Below are 15,063 nucleotides of genomic sequence, written 5' to 3'. Positions count from 1 at the left end.
GTTTCTCGTATCATTCTCAGACGCCGGATTCTGGCATTTCAATAACAATAAAATGGCTGTGATCTGTTGTGGCGCGAAAGGTCAGCACCGCCGGACCACTGATTTCCAGAGAATCGCGCTCATTCAGAACACAGTTCTCATCAACAGTCAGACTTCCTTCAACATTGTTGAGATATGCCTGACGTCCTGCTTTCAATTCAAATGTCACATTATGATCATTCACCAGTTCGCTGGCGTACATGTTCACATCCTGATTCAATAGCAGCGGTGCATCGCTGTTGTTGATACTGCCCACAATATGCAACAGCGTGTTCAGTCGATCCGCAGCGGTGAATTTATGGTTGCTGTAACGCACTTCCAGACCCTGAGCGGGTGGGATAATCCAGATTTGCAGAAAGCGACACCAGTCATCGTCATTATTCAGCTCCGAGTGCCAGACGCCTTTCCCTGCGGTAACAACCTGAACATGTCCACGTTCCAGAACATCCTCTTCACGGGTGGCGCTGTCCCAGTGTGTCAGTTTGCCATCAATGATGTAGCTGACAATTTCCATATCTTTATGCGGATGTCGGTCAAACCCATGATGAGGTTTAACATTGTCATCATTGATCACCCGCAACACACCGAAGTTAATATTGTCCGGATCATAGTAATTGGCGAACGAAAAATGAAAAAAAGTATCTGCCGGATGGTATTCACTCGCTGGCAGATAATGCAGCGTATTTGCTTTCTTTACATAATAAGGGGTTGTCATTGTCTGTCTCTGGTCTACACATAATGAATGCATAATATATTTTGCTTCTTTTCCGATAAATGGGGCGGTGGCTAAAACACCGTTACGCAAAATGAAAGAATATGACCTGATTTCGTTACGCAGTTTTGTTGCCGTGGTGGAAATGGGCAGTTTCTATAATGCCTCAGTTCAGATGGAAACCAGCAGCGCGTCGATCAGCCGTCGGGTCTCCGCCCTGGAAAATGCACTTGGCGTTCATCTTCTTAACCGCACAACGCGACAACTCGAACTGACAACCGCCGGACAACAGTTTTTTCAGGATATAAAAGAGATCCTGGAATCCTTTGAGCAGGCGGAAGAGCGCCTTTCCAGTATTCAGGAAACCCTGAGCGGGGTAATACGCATGGCCGCGCCGATGACCTTTGGCATCCGAAAACTGTCACCGCTGCTACCTGCGTTCATGAACAAATACCCCCAGATAATGATTCAGCTTCAGTTAGAAGACCGGATTACTGACCTTGTGGGTGAAGGTATTGATTTGTCGTTAAGGATCGGCGAGCTCCAGGATTCAACCTTAGTCAGCACGCGAATAACGGAACTTCCACGCCTGTACTGCGCCTCGCCGGAATACCTTGAGCGATATGGCACGCCACAGACGCCTGCCGATCTTAAAGGGCATCGCTGTCTTCGTTATTCGTATCTGACCGCCCGAAGCGAGTGGGGAATTACCGAAGGGGGAGAATTACCGGATATGCATTTTCCTTTATTTGCCGGAAATGGCGAGGTTTTACGGGAGGCCGCGATTCAGGGCGTCGGGATAACGATGTTGCCATGGTTTATTGTTGAGGACGCTATCCATGCCGGGGTCCTGGTACCGGTGCTCCAGCCCTATGCTCCGCCTCCGTTGCCGCTGTCCATCGTCCGTCCGACACGGCGTTATACCCCTCTGCGGGTAACCACACTGATGGACTGGTTGCGGGGTACGTTGTTTACGACCGGAAATTAATAAAACCGCCAGAGAAATCCGGCGGTTTTAACATCTGCCTTTAACTTTTAATGCTTTGTGCTGCATCGTCGATGACATCAGCAACCGCTTTCGGTTGGGTGAGGAAGAGCACATGACTGGCGTTCACCTCGACGACCCGGGCGTTGATCCGTTCAGCCGTTTTGCGCAGCAGTCTGGGGTCGATGGCGTTATCCTGGGTGGCAATAATGGCCCAGCTGGGTTTATTTCGCCAGGCGGCATGCGTCACTTTGGCATCGAAGTTCGCCATATTCAGCGGGACTTGCGAATCACGTAAAAATGCGGCATCGGCATCACTCGTATCGCCGGCGAAACCAGTCTTAAATTTTTCCAGATTGATAAAACCGAAACCATCTCGCTGTGTGTCGATAACAAATTCAGCGGGTGGGGGGATTTGCGTAAATTGTGAAGCGGTCGATTCACCTGCATCAGGTGCCAGCGCAGACACATAGACCAGCCCGGCGACCTTCGGATCAACACCCGCTTCCGTAATCACGGTGCCGCCATAAGAGTGCCCAACCAGAATAGTCGGACCTTGCTGCCGGTCGAGAACGCGTTTTGTTGCAGCGACATCATCCGCCAGTGATGTCAGTGGGTTTTGCACAATGGTCACCCGGTAGCCGCGCCCGGTCAGTTCGTCATACACACCGCGCCAGCCAGATCCGTCTGCGAACGCGCCATGTACCAGTACAACATTACGTACCGTTTGTGTGTCGGCAATACGGTCGGCAGAAACCGCTAGGCTAGCCGTGGCCAAACCCACAGTTGCAGTAATAGCGGCCAGAAGAGCTTTAAATTTCATGGTCATTACCCTCTATTATTCGCGATAACAGTTATCGCGATAAATAAAGCTAGGGGGATTTTTATTTTGTGTCAAGCGATAACATTTATCGCGATAGTTATTGTTGTGGTATGCTTGGTAGTGATGACCAGGAGTGAAAGATGACGACATTGAAAACGAAGAAGAATATGCCCGCTCCGCCTCTTGATGACCAGCTGTGTTATGCCATCTATTCGGCAGGTATTGCTATTCAGCGGATCTATAAACCCCTGCTGGATGCGATGGGGCTGACGTATCCCCAGTATCTGGTACTGAACGTGTTGTGGCGTGATGATAAACAGACCGTCGGCAAAATCGCCCAAAAGCTGGCGCTGGAGCCCAGTACGCTGACACCGCTCCTTAAGCGTCTCGAAGCGGCAGGTTTTCTGCACAGGACGCGAAATCCTGACAACGAGCGGCAGGTAATGATTGCCCTGACGGAGCGGGGACGACAGTTGCAGACCAGGGCGGGTTGTCTGAGTGATTCGCTGCTGGAAGCATCCGGGCAATCACCTGCAGAACTGGCGCAACTGAACGGTCAGCTCCGCCAGTTGCGGGATGCAATGTATTCACATCTGGATGGCTGGGATACCCCGGAATAGCCGGGTTCAGCGCCGAATGTTGTGGTATTCAGAAGGTTTAATTTTTAGATGGCGCCGTTGATACCTGATGCTACGCTTTTCTTGGGTATCAGGGGATATATCATGAAAAATAAAGACGAACAAACGGGGCTGGTTGGGCTTGCCATTGGCGCCGCCGTGATCGGACTGATCTCTGCGCAGAAGGCGATTAACCGCAATGCCATCGTAGAAGAACTGGTGCGACTCGGCAGGCAAAATGGCGATGGTGTTGAAGACGAGGTATTTGTAAAAGCGGCGGAATTAGTCAGGAAGGGCATATGAATGCCCGCCTTGTTGTACGGGCACCACAGCGATTATCACTCCCACAGCAACAAGGGAGCGGGTAATCTCTTACACCTCAACATAGGGCAAACTATCAAATTTTAAGCTCCCGTTGAGCGCACTGCTTGATGTCCTTTATCACACTGGTAATGGTTGCGACGATACGCGCCTGATAGTCCTGAAGCTCATCCCAGTCTTCAAAGTCATTGTCGAACTTTTTGGGTAATCCTTCCAGGATAGTGCTGACATCATTACTCAAAATAAATGCTTTTATAACAAGCATATCAGTCAGTTTTTCAATGCTCTCGACAAATATTTTATGATAGTTTTCCTGTTTTTCCTGGAAATCTGGTGAGCCCATTGTCACTTCTAATTGCTGTTTTGCTTGCTGCAGTTGTGAGTAAATGTATTGCTCATCTTCTTCGGGGAGTTCGCTATCCAGGAATCCCTCAAGCTGTTGGGGCGCTATGTGTAGATCGATAGTATTTGATTCATGGTCTACCCACTTCTTAATATTCGAAAGCGCGAGGTATATTGACTCGTAGATTTCATATTTCTTTTGCCAGATCTGCTGGGAGATCCATACTTTTTCAGTAAAACTCGCTTCAATGCGCTTTGTCGCTTCAGTGTTTTGCTCAAGCTGTCTTTTTAAAATGTCGAAGTTTGCAGTAGTGGTGTCAATTTTTACTTTTTCTTTAATGTAAATACCCAGCCCCGCACCTACTAAACTTGCCAGCAACGTCGCCAAAAGAATCAAGGCATATGTACCTCCGCTAAGTTCAAGAGAATTAAGCTTCGTCGCTAACTCTAACCACATTTTAGGGTTTTCCATATCTGGCCTTTTCTCAACATCGTAATGGATTTCGTATCACTATGAACGTTTCTCGTTTGCTGGTCTATAGTATTGTCATTTACCGCCACTCAAAAAGGATCTTCACGTTTCTGAGTTGTTACGTCCATGGATATTTGCTTTATGGAAGAAGAGTTGACGATAATCATCTTTCGGGGCTATAGTTTTTTCAGCTTAATGAGCTGTTGATGGTGATTATGGTAACGCAATATTCATAATCATATTTCCTTTTTTAATATGTTAAGCATAGCTACTACGTAGTTTTGAAAAGGATTACTCATGAAAATACGGATATGTAAAATCATCTTATCTTTATCAATTTTGTTATTCACAGGTTTGAGTTATGCCCATTCCGGAGGTACTAACTCAGAGGGGTGTCATACTCAAAAAAGTACAGGTGAGTATCACTGCCACAACAGGAAGTAGTTTTCCATAATATCCAATCCTGCGTTGTTGGGTAAATAAATACGGGAGCCGGTGGTTCCCGTTTTTGACTGGCTTTAGTTCCGCGCACATCGTTAGCGTTATTTTCCCTCGTCCGGTTTAAACGCTAACTGCCAGGCATACTGACGGATATCCTTTGGCCAGTTCGCGATGCAGGCGGTGAAACCTGCTTCATCATCAGCAAACAATGCCCGCAGGCTGGCTTCGTATTCAGGAAAGTCACCCGCAATTTCATACATAAACTGATACGCACGTTCATGCCTGCGGCGTTTGTTTTCGGCCGGTTCATTGGTTTTTCTTGCCTGCTCGATGAGTCTGCGCAACGTGGCGGACGCGCCGCCCGGCTGAGTCGCCAGCCAGTCCCAGTGGCGAGGGAGCAGGGTGACTTCTTTCGATGCGACGCCCAGCTTCGGCCTGCCGCGGGATTTCACGATCACTGTCTCTTCGCTCGTTTGACTCTCCAGTTCCGGGTAGACCGCTAAGGCGCTGGCTTCATCGCCCTGAACATGAATATCCAGGCGCTTGCCATTCTGATCATTAAAGACGAAAACCGGTTCGTCATTGAGAGTGGTGGCCTGAATTTGCCGTAAAAGCGTGCTCAGGTCGCCGTGAGCTATCTGCCGCTGCTGATGAAAAGCGGTTAAGGTGACACGAGTCATAAGGATAACCTTTTTATCCGGGTAAAAATGATAGCCTACTCTGTATACAGCTCACTGTCAATTATACCCGGGTAAAATGAATGGGCAGGCGAGCTTACGGCAGCGCCAGCGCATCCGCCCCCGCCCGGAAACGCAACTGACCGGAAACGTCGTTTGCCGCCGCGAACACAGCTTCGGCGACATCGGACTCTCGGGTAAATGCTGTCGCTTTAGCGAACCCGTCAAAAACACCACGAGCGAATGATTCATAGACTTCAGGGATCAACCCCTGCATGCGCTGCTGACCATTGGCAGCAAAGCGGGTCGTCGGGCCATATCCCGGCTCGACCAGCTTAACGCGGACACCGAAATGGTTAAGCTCGTGTTCCAGTGAGCCGGTAAACCCTTCAATAGCAGCCTTGCTGGCGGTGTAAGCTGCCACCAGTGGATACGCGGCCAGTGTGGCGCTGGAGGTTACGTTCACAATCGTGCCGCTTCGCCGTGCGCGAAACTGTGGAATCACTGCCTGACACATGGCCATGACGCCGAAAGTGTTGGTCTCGAAGATATCGCGGACTGTTGACATCGGTGTAACTTCAAACGCGCCGAACAGGCCAATGCCTGCGTTATTTACCAGCACGTCGACAGGTCCGGCGGTTTTCAGCGCCAGCGCAATGCTGTCGGCGTCAGTGACATCCAGTAGCAGAAGCTGAAGGTGCCGCGACGCGGGAAACAGGGTTGCTTGTGGTGTGCGCATGGTGGCAATGACTTTCCAGCCCTGTGCGAGGAAATAGCGAGCGGTCTCCAGGCCATAGCCGGAAGAGCAGCCAGTGATCAGTACCGTTTTCATATCAGGCTCCGGGGTGTGGGTAAACTCGGAGTAAACATTAGACGCCCGCATCAGGATTAACGATAATTGATAGTCCGGTTAACTTTAGCGTGAGTCCTGAAATGAGTGATCCACTCTCAGACGTCGTCCGACTGCTTCACCCCGGTGCGGCATTTGCCAATATTATCAGTGGCAAGGGCAACTGGGCGGTGCGCTATTCCGAATACGGTCTGCCCAGCTTTTGCATTATGCTGGAAGGCAGTTGTTTGCTGCAGGTGGACGGTCATGCGCCTGTCACCCTCAGGGCGGGTGATTTCATTCTGCTGCCCGCAACGCCGGCGTTTACCCTGTCGAGTTTTGTACCGGCTCCGCCGGTTTTTCTCGATCCTTTTAGCGTCGCGAGTGAGCAGGGGGAATTACGTTACGGCGATCAGGATGGTCACCCGGAGATGCGCTCCCTGGGCGGGGCATTTATATTCGACTGCGCTGATCCTGGCCTGCTGGTTTCCCTGTTGCCGAAGGTCGTTCACGTCCGGGGATCCACGCGTTTGTCACAACTGGTGGAGATGGTCGGTGAGGAGTCCGCAGAGCAGAAACCAGGGAGCGCCTTTATGCTTTCCAGACTGGCGGAACTGCTGCTGGTGGAGGCGATGCGTTCAGTTGCGACCGGCAGTGCGCCTCCCGGCCTCTTGCAGGGTTTAGCGGATGAACGGCTGGCGCGTGCGTTAAAACAGATGCACGCACACGTTGAGTATGCCTGGACCATTGATGAACTGGCGAAGGCCGCCGCGCTGTCGCGTTCCGTCTTCTTCGTGCGCTTCACCCGCAGGGTAGGGATGGCGCCAATGGAATACCTGCTTGCCTGGCGCATGAAGATCGCCAAAGATTTACTTCGCGACAATGAACTCTCTGTGACCACGATTGCAGAGCGGGTAGGATACAGCTCAGCAAGCGCATTCAGTGTGGCGTTTAGCCGTCATGTCGGCCTGCCGCCGGGGCGTTATGCACGATCGTTGTCAGCAGAATAAAGGGGCTGAAGTGAACACTATCGATCTGAACACGCTTTACGATTCCACAACGCAACGGACATTACGTCTCTGGCAACACCAGCGAGGTAACGAACTGGTGGCGCAGAAGAGCGCGTATGATCCGCAAAAATTTGCCATTGGGGCGGGGATCCAGCCCGTAATGAGTGCGGAGATGCGCACGCTACTGCAGACGTTGACGCAGATTACCCGGTATGATCCGCTGGCTGACGTCATGCCTGAGGCGGCGTTTCATTTCACCTTCCTGCCCGTTACGCTGCCCCTCTGGGAGGCTGATGAACCATTACCGGCAAAAACGCAGGAGTTACTCCGGATCTGGGCGAATTTTCAGGGAGCGATGGTCGCCATCAGCGATCTCAGGCTGGTGGTGCTGCCGGGGCAGTTGTTACTGGCGGGTATTCCTGATGAGCAGTCCGTTGCCCTGCGTCAGCAGTTTTGCACACAGATTTTAGCTTCATCCTGGGAGGCAGAGTTACGTTTGCGCCATGTCAATACGCCGTTGCCGGCACCGTTCTGGCACAGCACGTTGTTACGCTACCGGGCGCAGTGCCTGCCTGAGCATCTGCAGACATTTTTTCTTGAACGTCAGACGTGCCGTTACGGCGATGTTTGCGGCGCGCTGACGCTGACAAAGGCAATTTACAACTGGGCAATAGCGTATCCGTTGGGCCAGCGCGAATAAAAATATAAAGTAATAAGTCGATCATTATCCGAATATTAAAAGTGATAAATAACCTTCTTTGACTATTTATATTTCACATTTATAAGAATAAATATCAAATACAATACATGGCGATACATCGCAAATTCAACGTATTTTTAATTTTTTGATTGAAAGTCGTAAATCGATTGTTATATTAATGATGCCCATTGTTAACGCAGGGATGTAAGAATGAAAAAGAAAATCATTCAACGGCGAATTAATAAAAATCAATACGTTAATCCTGAGCATATCGTCAAGGTTGATTGGCTCAGCCATGATGAAGTCTTTGTCATTCAGATTGTGACGGGAGAACGAATCACCCTGGATAAAGAAGAATCTCATGATTTAATGGATTATTTCGATTTTAAAAATCCATTGTGAAGTTGGCCGCGACAGCGGCCTTTTTACTTTATTCTCTGGTGCTATATGCGAATCGCCAGTTCAGCATGAAATAAAATGACCGCCGCTCCTGAAATGGTTACTTTTTCCGGCTGGTTATCGCGAATAGTCACGGATATATCCACCACGCCGCTGCGACCGATAGCGCGCCCCTGATGACCGCGAATGCGGAGCTGTTTGCCGTCATGAGCCATCAGGCCATGATGTACCAGCCATGCGCCCATCGGGCCGTTGGCATTGCCGGTGACCGGATCTTCGGCAATGCCGATCGCCGGGGAAAACATCCTGCCGTCAGTCTCTGCTTTACCGGGGCGGATGAGAAACGGGAAGAAGCCGTTACAGCCGATTCGCTGGCTGATAGCCGCCAGTGCCGGAAGGTCAGGCGCGAGCGTATCAATTTTCACTTCCGGTTTCAGCGGAACCATCACTTTCGAATGGCCGGTAGAGGCCACCTGAACCGGCAACCCCGGTAGCATGTCATTTTCATCAAGCCCCAGCGCGGCCAGAATCGCGGCGCGGGTTTCTCCCTCCAGCGGCGGCTCAAACGTCGGCGCGCCCTGTTCCAGCGCCACCCGCAGGTCGTCGCCTTCCGAAAGAATATCCACCCGATGGCGGCCCGCCAGTGACGTTTGCCAGACCGTACAGTCCCGCAAACCAAGCACTTTCGAACGCACATAATGCGCCGCGACAGTGGCGTGACCGCAGATCGGCACTTCGACTGTCGGTGTGAAGTAACGAATGCGGACATCGCTGTCATCGCTTTTTAACAGAAAGGCGGTTTCCGAATGGCGCAGCTCGCGGGCGATGAGTTGCATTTGCGTTTCGCTGAGCCCATCAGCATTCAGCACCACACCTGCTGAATTGCCACGAAACGGTTCGGTGGTAAAAGCATCAACGTGATAGATCTGTGGCGTCATTTTTTTCTCCGTGACGGTGATCGGTAATAATGAAATTCAGACGCCTCGGATCTGCGTGTTATAGCGGATAGCGGCCATGGTGGCGGTCATGCTACTGCAAAACAGGCGGTTATACGCCAGGTTCCAGTAGTTATTGCGATGCACAAACACCATGTATTTTTCGGTGCCACAGCAGGGAACGACGCAATAACAGGGTGATGTCTGCTCGTTGGGCGGGAGCCCTTCGCCATAAGAAGAAAAGAGAATGCGGGTTTCTGCGAGAGTAAGCTGATCCATGATAAAACTGTCCATTTCCGGGGCTGATAACGCAAAATTCAGTGCCCCAACCATATCGTATTGAAATGGATTTAGCGAGAAGAACGCGCGTTTGATGTGTACAGAGTGGAAGAGATAAAAAAACCTGCCACAGGAATGCGGCAGGGAAACTAAGAAAGTTTACATCGAATGTCGGAGAAGATTATGAGCTATTTGTATGACAAATAAAAGAAAGATTTGCGTTTAGTTTTTCGCATAATGTGCCTGTAAGGTGCGATGTAACATTAAACCTTCAAAATGTTTTTCATTAGTGTTACAACTAGCCGCGAACGTGACCATCGCCTGTCGAAAAGGAGGGAAGCGCGATGATTCTGGAAAGACTGAAAAGTAAAAACGGCAAGAAATTTCTCGCTGTCGTGGTAATCGCGTTTATTGCGGCGGTTGCCGTGGTCGGAAGAGCAACCTTCGGCGGGGTTGTCAGAGAGTACAATCTGCCGTATTCCGAATGGACAACCGGCATGTTTGTGTTGCAGGGCGCGATGGTCTGTATTTACAGCATCGTCTTTACTATCCTGATTTCCATTCCTTTCGGCTTTATTCTGCTGGGTAGCGACAGCCAGAAAATGAAGTGATGATGCGTAAGGCGGCGGGATAACCGAACGCCTTCACATCATCTGCATTACCACCAGCCAAATTGCGTTCCGGCAACCGCGACGACAGCAATGACAATCATGATCAGCGTGGTTTTACGCATCATGCGCCTCCGGGAGCGGCATAGCCGCCAACAAAAAACCAGGTCAGAAACACAACGGCGGCAATAAAAATTGCTACCGGAAATAGTACGCCTAATTTCATCGTCATTCCTTATTAACTAAACGCGCTTATCATACCCGAAGCGTCATTCTATGGTGCTGAAAAAGAGCGTCTGGCGACGACTTTTTTTATCCAGATACATGGCATCGTGAGCGGCGCGTAACGCAGTTTCGGCATCTGTCGTTACCGGGGCAACGGCCACCAAACCAATGCTCATCCGTAAATGAAGAGGCTCTCAGCGCCGCATTCACCTCACGCTACTTTCATATATTCACTGCGCGCAATAAAAAAAGCCCCGTCGGGGGAGACGGGGCAAAACTCATTGATTATGGAATGATCTGTTCTCTGGTCATTCGAGAACAGGCGTAATCGTACGTGGCAAAAGTGCAGTTAAAATGAAGAAATCGTGAAGATTTACGGGGGCGAAAACGCCTGAGGCCAGTGACTTCGCGGGTTTGCTGCGATACACTCCCGATCGGATTTATCTGAAATCAGGATCGGCAAAAGAAGTATGTTTCAGCTCAGACCAGGCACCATGGCGATGATTATCGGTGCACGTACCCTCGCCGGGCAGGCGAATATCGGAAAATCAGTAGAACTTTTTGCACTCTGCAAGCCAGGGGAACGATTGCTCAACCCGGTTAATGGCGTGATGACAGAACTGCCCGCGGATGCGCCACGCCCGCTGTGGCTGGTGACCGGGGCGGTTTGCGCGAATGATGGTCAGCGTGGGTTCGCGTTTGTACGCGCGGAACATCTGATGCCATTCTTGCCTGATACTCAGCCAGAAGATGCCCGCCTATTTGAGATGAGCTAACCACTCCGCCAGCACCAGCGCATGGTTTTGTCGGGTATTTTTTGCGGCATAGAGCAGGGTCAACCCTGTTTCATCGGCCTTCTTGAGCAGCCGTTTGCCTTCTTCGCGCCGGGTGTCTAACTCCTGGCGGTAATGCTGGCTGAAGCTGGCGAAGTCGATCACTTCACCATAAAACGCTTTACGCAGCGCTGCCGATGGGGCAAGGGTTTTACACCATTCATCCTGCGCCAGACTCTCTTTTTTCATTCCCCGTGGCCATAACCGGTCGACAAGCACACGGTAGCCGTCGCTGGCTTCTGGCGCATCATAAACGCGTTTGCACTGGATCATCGTTCATCTCCCTGGTTCGTGCATACCAGGATAGTCCATTCGCCGCAGATATGACAGTATTACGCCTGCGTCTAAAAACTGTCAGGCATAAGGATCCTGTTATGGAACACACCGCTCTCAACCCCGTACTTCGCATTGCTCTTGTGGGCGATCACAGCGACACCGTACTTGCTCATCAGGCAATTCCGTTAGCTATCGATGATGCGGCTGCCGTACTGGAGATGGTCGTTCAGTATGAGTGGTTGAACACCCCGGCGATAACCTCGGCGGACGACCTTACCAGTTACGATGCGATTTGGGTGGTGCCAGGCAGCCCCTATAAAAACGTCGAAGGCGCATTTACCGCGATCCGCTATGCCCGCGAAAACAGCATCCCGTTTCTTGGCACCTGTGGCGGCTTCCAGCACGCTGTCATTGAATATGCCCGCAATGTGATGGGGTGGGCGGACGCCGCGCATGCAGAAACTGACAGCAGCGGGCGAATGGTGATCGACGCGTTGACCTGTTCACTGGTGGAGAAAACGGATGCCATCGAACTGCGCGGCAACACAATTGTTCACCGTGCCTATGGTCGCGATGTTATTCAGGAAGGGTATCACTGCAATTACGGGATCGCCCCGGATTTTGCCCGTGAGCTGGAGCATCAGCCGCTGCGTGTGACCGGCTGGGATGAAGAGGGTGATATTCGGGTGGTTGAGCTGACCACGCATCCTTTCTTCGTGGCGACATTATTCCAGCATGAGCGTAATGCCCTGGAAGGGCGTCCGGCGCCGCTGGTGCAGGCATTTCTGCACGCCGCTGCGCAATAATACACGTTGCCCGGCGAACGCTGTCGCCGGGCATGTGCATTGTCAGGCATGGATTTCGCGATCGCGCCCCGCGAAGGCACCGAAGCAGGCCATGATGATGGCGAGCAGCGCCACGGCAATCAATGGAATGTGCCAGTCCCCACTGGCATCATGAATTTTTCCCATCAACGGCGGACCGCAGGCCGCCAGCAGATACCCCACCGACTGAGCCATACCTGAAAGCGCCGCCGCCTGATGCGCCGAACTGGCGCGTAAGCCGATAAACGTCAGACCGAGGATCATCGTCGCACCTGACCCGAAGCCGAAAACCAGTGTCCACGCAATGGCCTGATCCGGCAGTAACCAGAAACCCACGGCACTGACAGCGCACATCAGCGAAACCAGCACCGCGATGCCACGCTGGTCGCGCAATTTATGCAGGATCAGCGGAATGGCAAGCCCGGGCGCGGCAGTCGCCAGTTGCAACAGTCCGTGCAGAGAACCGGCCTGCGATTCACTGTAACCGTTGCTGATGAGAATGGCCGGCAGCCAGCCGATAATCACGTAATACACCAGCGAGTTCAGCCCGAGAAACAGCGTCACCTGCCAGGCAAGCGCTGAGCGCCAGATACCGCGATCATGCAGCGAACGTGCGCTGGTGACGGCCGCAGGCTGTTGGTTTCGCCACTGGGGCAGCCAGAACAGTAATGCCAGCAGCGGAAAGACCATCAGCATCAACAGCGCGCCTCGCCAGCCGAAGCCGTGTAGTGCCAGCGGGACGACCAGCGCCGACCCCAGCGCCGCAGCGCCGCCCATCGTCAGGGAATAGGCACCGGTAAGCCGGGCGACATGCTGCGAAAAATCACGTTTGATGAGGCCTGGCAGCAGTACGTTACCGAGGGCGATACCGCAACCGATGATCGCCGTGCCGACAAACAGCAGCATAGCCGAGGGCAATGACCGCACCGCAATCCCCGCACAAATCAACAACAGGGCAGCGAACAGACTGCGCTCAATGCCAACGCGCCGGGCGATGCCCGCTGCCAGCGGTGACACCAGGCCAAAGGCCAGCAGCGACAGGGTGGTTAACAACCCGGTCTGAGCGGTCGTCAGGCCGTATTCCGCGCGAATGCTGTCCAGCAGTGGTGCCGCACCGGTAAACGTCACGCGCAGCGTCGTGGCAATCAGCAGCATTCCGGCGATAAGCAGCAGAGTATGGCGGCCAGTGGGAGTAACAGAAACAGACATAATATTCTCAGTGATAAAAAAGTGACGACACAATAGCGGTTTTCGTCGGTGATTAAATCAAGCTAAAATGACAGATTATCGCTAAATTCGGACAAGATGATGTACGGACTGGGACTGGAAGGTTACGCCCCCGACAGTCAGCACGACGCGGCGGTCGCATTTCGTATTCGCGTTGTGGAGGACGAACAATTTATTCCACGCCACCAGCACCGCAAAGGCCAGTTGATCCTCGCGTTGCATGGTGCCCTGACCTGTGAAGTGGACAATGCCATGTGGATGGTGCCCCCGCAGTATGCTGTGTGGGTTCCCGGCCAGGTGCCGCACAGTAACCGGGCTACGCCGGGCGCGCAGATCTGCTTTTTGTTTATCGAACCTGGCAGGGCAGAGATGCCGGATCATTGTTGTACACTGAAAATCTCGTCGCTGGTCCGGGAACTTATTCTGTCGCTGTCAGAACGTACTGGTGTGGCATCGCAAACGGCGGAAACCGGGCGGCTGGTTCAGGTGCTGTTTGATGAGCTTCCTCAGCAGCCGCAGCAACATCTGCAGTTGCCGGTCTCATCGCACCCGAAAATTCGCGAAATGACAGAGACCATGGCACAGGCGCCGGATCGCTGGCAAACCTTAGGGCAATGGGCGAGCCATTTTGCCATGAGTGAACGTAATCTTGCCCGGCTGGTAGTAAAGGAGACCGGGCTGAGCTTTCTTCGCTGGCGCCACCGCTTACAGCTCATTCTGGCCCTGCAGCTGCTAATTCGTGGGCAGGCCGTGCAACAGGTGGCGCACGCGCTAGGCTACGATTCCACCACCGCGTTTATTACGATGTTCAAGAAAGTGCTTGGTAAGACGCCGAAAGCGTATCTCGCTGAGCTGGATCCCGGATCATGATTTTCCGATCAACAACGACACCAGACCGGCGGCAATCAGCGGCCCGACCGGCACGCCACGGAAAAGCGCGACGCCAAGTACCGTGCCAACCAGTAAACCGGCCACCAGTTGCGGTTGCGCGCTCATCAGCGTAACGCCACGACCGCCAAGCCATGAGACCAGCACGCCGATAGCAATCGCCACCAGCGACTTCCAGTTTACAAACGAATGCAGCAGCGTTGAGGGTGGCAATGAGCCGCTGGCAATAGGGGCCATGACCCCGATTGTCAGAATAATAATCCCAAGAGTGAGTCCCTGTTTTTCAATCCACGGGAAAAAGGCGTTGAGGGGTGTCACACGGACAATAATCAGCACCAGTATGGATACGGCTACGGTGGTGTTGTGGCTGACAAATCCCAGCGCGGCGAGCCCCAGAAGAATCATTAATGTGGCGTCAAACATGCGAAAATCCCTGCAATATAAATATTAGCCCGCTTACTTTACGCGCAAACGGGACACCTGACAGTGATTTTTCGCAGTGTTGCTGCGGTTTGGGCAAATGCACGTGTCATCACAACATGGGTAAAAATTGCTGGTGTGTGTCATCAAATTGACATTATATTGTGTAAGGATTTCCTAA

Annotated in this window: 22 protein-coding genes; 11 read left to right on the top strand and 11 right to left on the bottom strand. The window is 52.2% G+C overall.

Annotation, left to right across the window (positions count from 1 at the left end):
* Positions 1-16: 16 nt before the first annotated feature.
* A complete protein-coding gene (locus tag GTGU_RS04145; protein ID WP_038154438.1) occupies positions 17-754 on the bottom strand; it encodes a pirin family protein in 738 nt (245 codons plus the stop codon).
* 67 nt (positions 755-821) lie between these two features.
* On the opposite strand from GTGU_RS04145, the gene GTGU_RS04140 reads away from it, so the two are divergent.
* Positions 822-1,739 carry a LysR family transcriptional regulator gene (locus tag GTGU_RS04140; RefSeq protein ID WP_245609584.1) on the top strand — a complete coding sequence of 306 codons (918 nt, stop codon included), beginning with the start codon at positions 822-824 and terminating at the stop codon, positions 1,737-1,739.
* Between the two features lie 40 nt (positions 1,740-1,779).
* On the opposite strand, the gene GTGU_RS04135 is transcribed toward GTGU_RS04140, so the two are convergent.
* Positions 1,780-2,559, bottom strand: a complete 780-nt coding sequence (locus GTGU_RS04135; protein WP_156964049.1) for an alpha/beta fold hydrolase — start codon at positions 2,557-2,559, stop codon at positions 1,780-1,782.
* Positions 2,560-2,699: 140 nt separating this feature from the next.
* Here GTGU_RS04135 and GTGU_RS04130 point away from each other — a divergent pair, with 140 nt between their 5' ends.
* A complete protein-coding gene (locus GTGU_RS04130; protein ID WP_038154435.1) occupies positions 2,700-3,179 on the top strand; it encodes a MarR family winged helix-turn-helix transcriptional regulator in 480 nt (159 codons plus the stop codon).
* A gap of 102 nt (positions 3,180-3,281) precedes the next feature.
* Positions 3,282-3,479 (top strand): hypothetical protein, encoded by a 198-nt coding sequence (locus GTGU_RS04125; protein ID WP_038154434.1) that lies wholly within the window; start codon positions 3,282-3,284, stop codon positions 3,477-3,479.
* 94 nt (positions 3,480-3,573) lie between these two features.
* Here the strand turns inward: GTGU_RS04125 and GTGU_RS04120 are convergent, their stop codons facing one another.
* Entirely contained in the window at positions 3,574-4,311 is a 738-nt protein-coding gene (locus GTGU_RS04120; protein WP_156964047.1) for a hypothetical protein, read from the bottom strand.
* A gap of 297 nt (positions 4,312-4,608) precedes the next feature.
* On the opposite strand from GTGU_RS04120, the gene GTGU_RS26835 reads away from it, so the two are divergent.
* Positions 4,609-4,755 carry a YHYH domain-containing protein gene (locus GTGU_RS26835; RefSeq protein WP_156964045.1) on the top strand — a complete coding sequence of 49 codons (147 nt, stop codon included), beginning with the start codon at positions 4,609-4,611 and terminating at the stop codon, positions 4,753-4,755.
* A 98-nt stretch (positions 4,756-4,853) separates the two neighbouring features.
* Here GTGU_RS26835 and GTGU_RS04115 read toward each other — a convergent pair whose 3' ends face one another.
* Both GTGU_RS04115 and GTGU_RS04110 read right to left on the bottom strand, forming a co-directional pair.
* Positions 4,854-5,432, bottom strand: a complete 579-nt coding sequence (locus GTGU_RS04115) for a DUF2239 family protein (protein ID WP_038154431.1) — start codon at positions 5,430-5,432, stop codon at positions 4,854-4,856.
* A 94-nt stretch (positions 5,433-5,526) separates the two neighbouring features.
* On the bottom strand, positions 5,527-6,261 hold the full coding sequence (locus GTGU_RS04110) for an SDR family oxidoreductase (RefSeq protein WP_038154430.1): 735 nt from the start codon (positions 6,259-6,261) through the stop codon (positions 5,527-5,529).
* 101 nt (positions 6,262-6,362) lie between these two features.
* On the opposite strand from GTGU_RS04110, the gene GTGU_RS04105 reads away from it, so the two are divergent.
* The 3 genes from GTGU_RS04105 to GTGU_RS04095 all read left to right on the top strand — a co-directional run bounded on the left by GTGU_RS04105 (position 6,363) and on the right by GTGU_RS04095 (position 8,370).
* Positions 6,363-7,268 carry an AraC family transcriptional regulator gene (locus GTGU_RS04105; RefSeq protein ID WP_156964043.1) on the top strand — a complete coding sequence of 302 codons (906 nt, stop codon included), beginning with the start codon at positions 6,363-6,365 and terminating at the stop codon, positions 7,266-7,268.
* Positions 7,243-7,968 (top strand): hypothetical protein, encoded by a 726-nt coding sequence (locus GTGU_RS04100; RefSeq protein ID WP_072011905.1) that lies wholly within the window; start codon positions 7,243-7,245, stop codon positions 7,966-7,968. Before GTGU_RS04105 ends, GTGU_RS04100 begins: the two co-directional genes overlap by 26 nt.
* A 210-nt stretch (positions 7,969-8,178) precedes the next feature.
* Positions 8,179-8,370: a hypothetical protein gene (locus tag GTGU_RS04095; RefSeq protein WP_038154427.1), complete on the top strand. Its 192-nt coding sequence runs from the start codon at positions 8,179-8,181 to the stop codon at positions 8,368-8,370.
* Positions 8,371-8,411: 41 nt separating this feature from the next.
* Here the strand turns inward: GTGU_RS04095 and GTGU_RS04090 are convergent, their stop codons facing one another.
* Positions 8,412-9,305 carry a PhzF family isomerase gene (locus GTGU_RS04090; protein WP_038154425.1) on the bottom strand — a complete coding sequence of 298 codons (894 nt, stop codon included), beginning with the start codon at positions 9,303-9,305 and terminating at the stop codon, positions 8,412-8,414.
* A gap of 36 nt (positions 9,306-9,341) precedes the next feature.
* Positions 9,342-9,581: a hypothetical protein gene (locus tag GTGU_RS04085; protein WP_156964041.1), complete on the bottom strand. Its 240-nt coding sequence runs from the start codon at positions 9,579-9,581 to the stop codon at positions 9,342-9,344.
* Between the two features lie 344 nt (positions 9,582-9,925).
* Between GTGU_RS04085 and GTGU_RS04080 the strand changes: the two genes are divergently transcribed.
* On the top strand, positions 9,926-10,192 hold the full coding sequence (locus GTGU_RS04080; protein WP_038154423.1) for a DUF2534 family protein: 267 nt from the start codon (positions 9,926-9,928) through the stop codon (positions 10,190-10,192).
* Positions 10,193-10,313: 121 nt separating this feature from the next.
* On the opposite strand, the gene GTGU_RS25635 is transcribed toward GTGU_RS04080, so the two are convergent.
* Complete coding sequence (locus tag GTGU_RS25635) at positions 10,314-10,415, bottom strand: YoaK family small membrane protein (RefSeq protein WP_038154422.1); 102 nt, start codon at positions 10,413-10,415, stop codon at positions 10,314-10,316.
* 469 nt (positions 10,416-10,884) lie between these two features.
* Between GTGU_RS25635 and GTGU_RS04070 the strand changes: the two genes are divergently transcribed.
* The gene (locus GTGU_RS04070) at positions 10,885-11,190 is read left to right on the top strand and encodes a periplasmic protein (protein ID WP_038154420.1); all 306 of its coding nucleotides are present in this window, start codon (positions 10,885-10,887) and stop codon (positions 11,188-11,190) included.
* Here GTGU_RS04070 and GTGU_RS04065 read toward each other — a convergent pair.
* Complete coding sequence (locus GTGU_RS04065; RefSeq protein ID WP_038154419.1) at positions 11,173-11,520, bottom strand: DUF488 domain-containing protein; 348 nt, start codon at positions 11,518-11,520, stop codon at positions 11,173-11,175. The genes GTGU_RS04070 and GTGU_RS04065 overlap by 18 nt on opposite strands.
* 101 nt (positions 11,521-11,621) lie before the next feature.
* Between GTGU_RS04065 and GTGU_RS04060 the strand changes: the two genes are divergently transcribed.
* Positions 11,622-12,329 (top strand): CTP synthase C-terminal region-related (seleno)protein, encoded by a 708-nt coding sequence (locus tag GTGU_RS04060; RefSeq protein ID WP_038154417.1) that lies wholly within the window; start codon positions 11,622-11,624, stop codon positions 12,327-12,329.
* Between the two features lie 42 nt (positions 12,330-12,371).
* Here GTGU_RS04060 and GTGU_RS04055 read toward each other — a convergent pair whose 3' ends face one another.
* Entirely contained in the window at positions 12,372-13,556 is a 1,185-nt protein-coding gene (locus tag GTGU_RS04055) for a CynX/NimT family MFS transporter (RefSeq protein ID WP_038154416.1), read from the bottom strand.
* Between the two features lie 96 nt (positions 13,557-13,652).
* Between GTGU_RS04055 and GTGU_RS04050 the strand changes: the two genes are divergently transcribed.
* On the top strand, positions 13,653-14,444 hold the full coding sequence (locus GTGU_RS04050) for an AraC family transcriptional regulator (RefSeq protein WP_169741159.1): 792 nt from the start codon (positions 13,653-13,655) through the stop codon (positions 14,442-14,444).
* Here the strand turns inward: GTGU_RS04050 and GTGU_RS04045 are convergent.
* The gene (locus tag GTGU_RS04045; protein WP_038154414.1) at positions 14,439-14,885 is read right to left on the bottom strand and encodes a DUF441 domain-containing protein; all 447 of its coding nucleotides are present in this window, start codon (positions 14,883-14,885) and stop codon (positions 14,439-14,441) included. The two genes, GTGU_RS04050 and GTGU_RS04045, sit on opposite strands and share 6 nt — an antisense overlap.
* Positions 14,886-15,063 lie beyond the last annotated feature (178 nt).

Origin of the sequence: Trabulsiella guamensis ATCC 49490, assembly GCF_000734965.1 — a bacterium.
Taxonomy (GTDB): Bacteria; Pseudomonadota; Gammaproteobacteria; order Enterobacterales; family Enterobacteriaceae; genus Trabulsiella; species Trabulsiella guamensis.
This window is presented reverse-complemented; position numbering and strand designations above follow the sequence as displayed.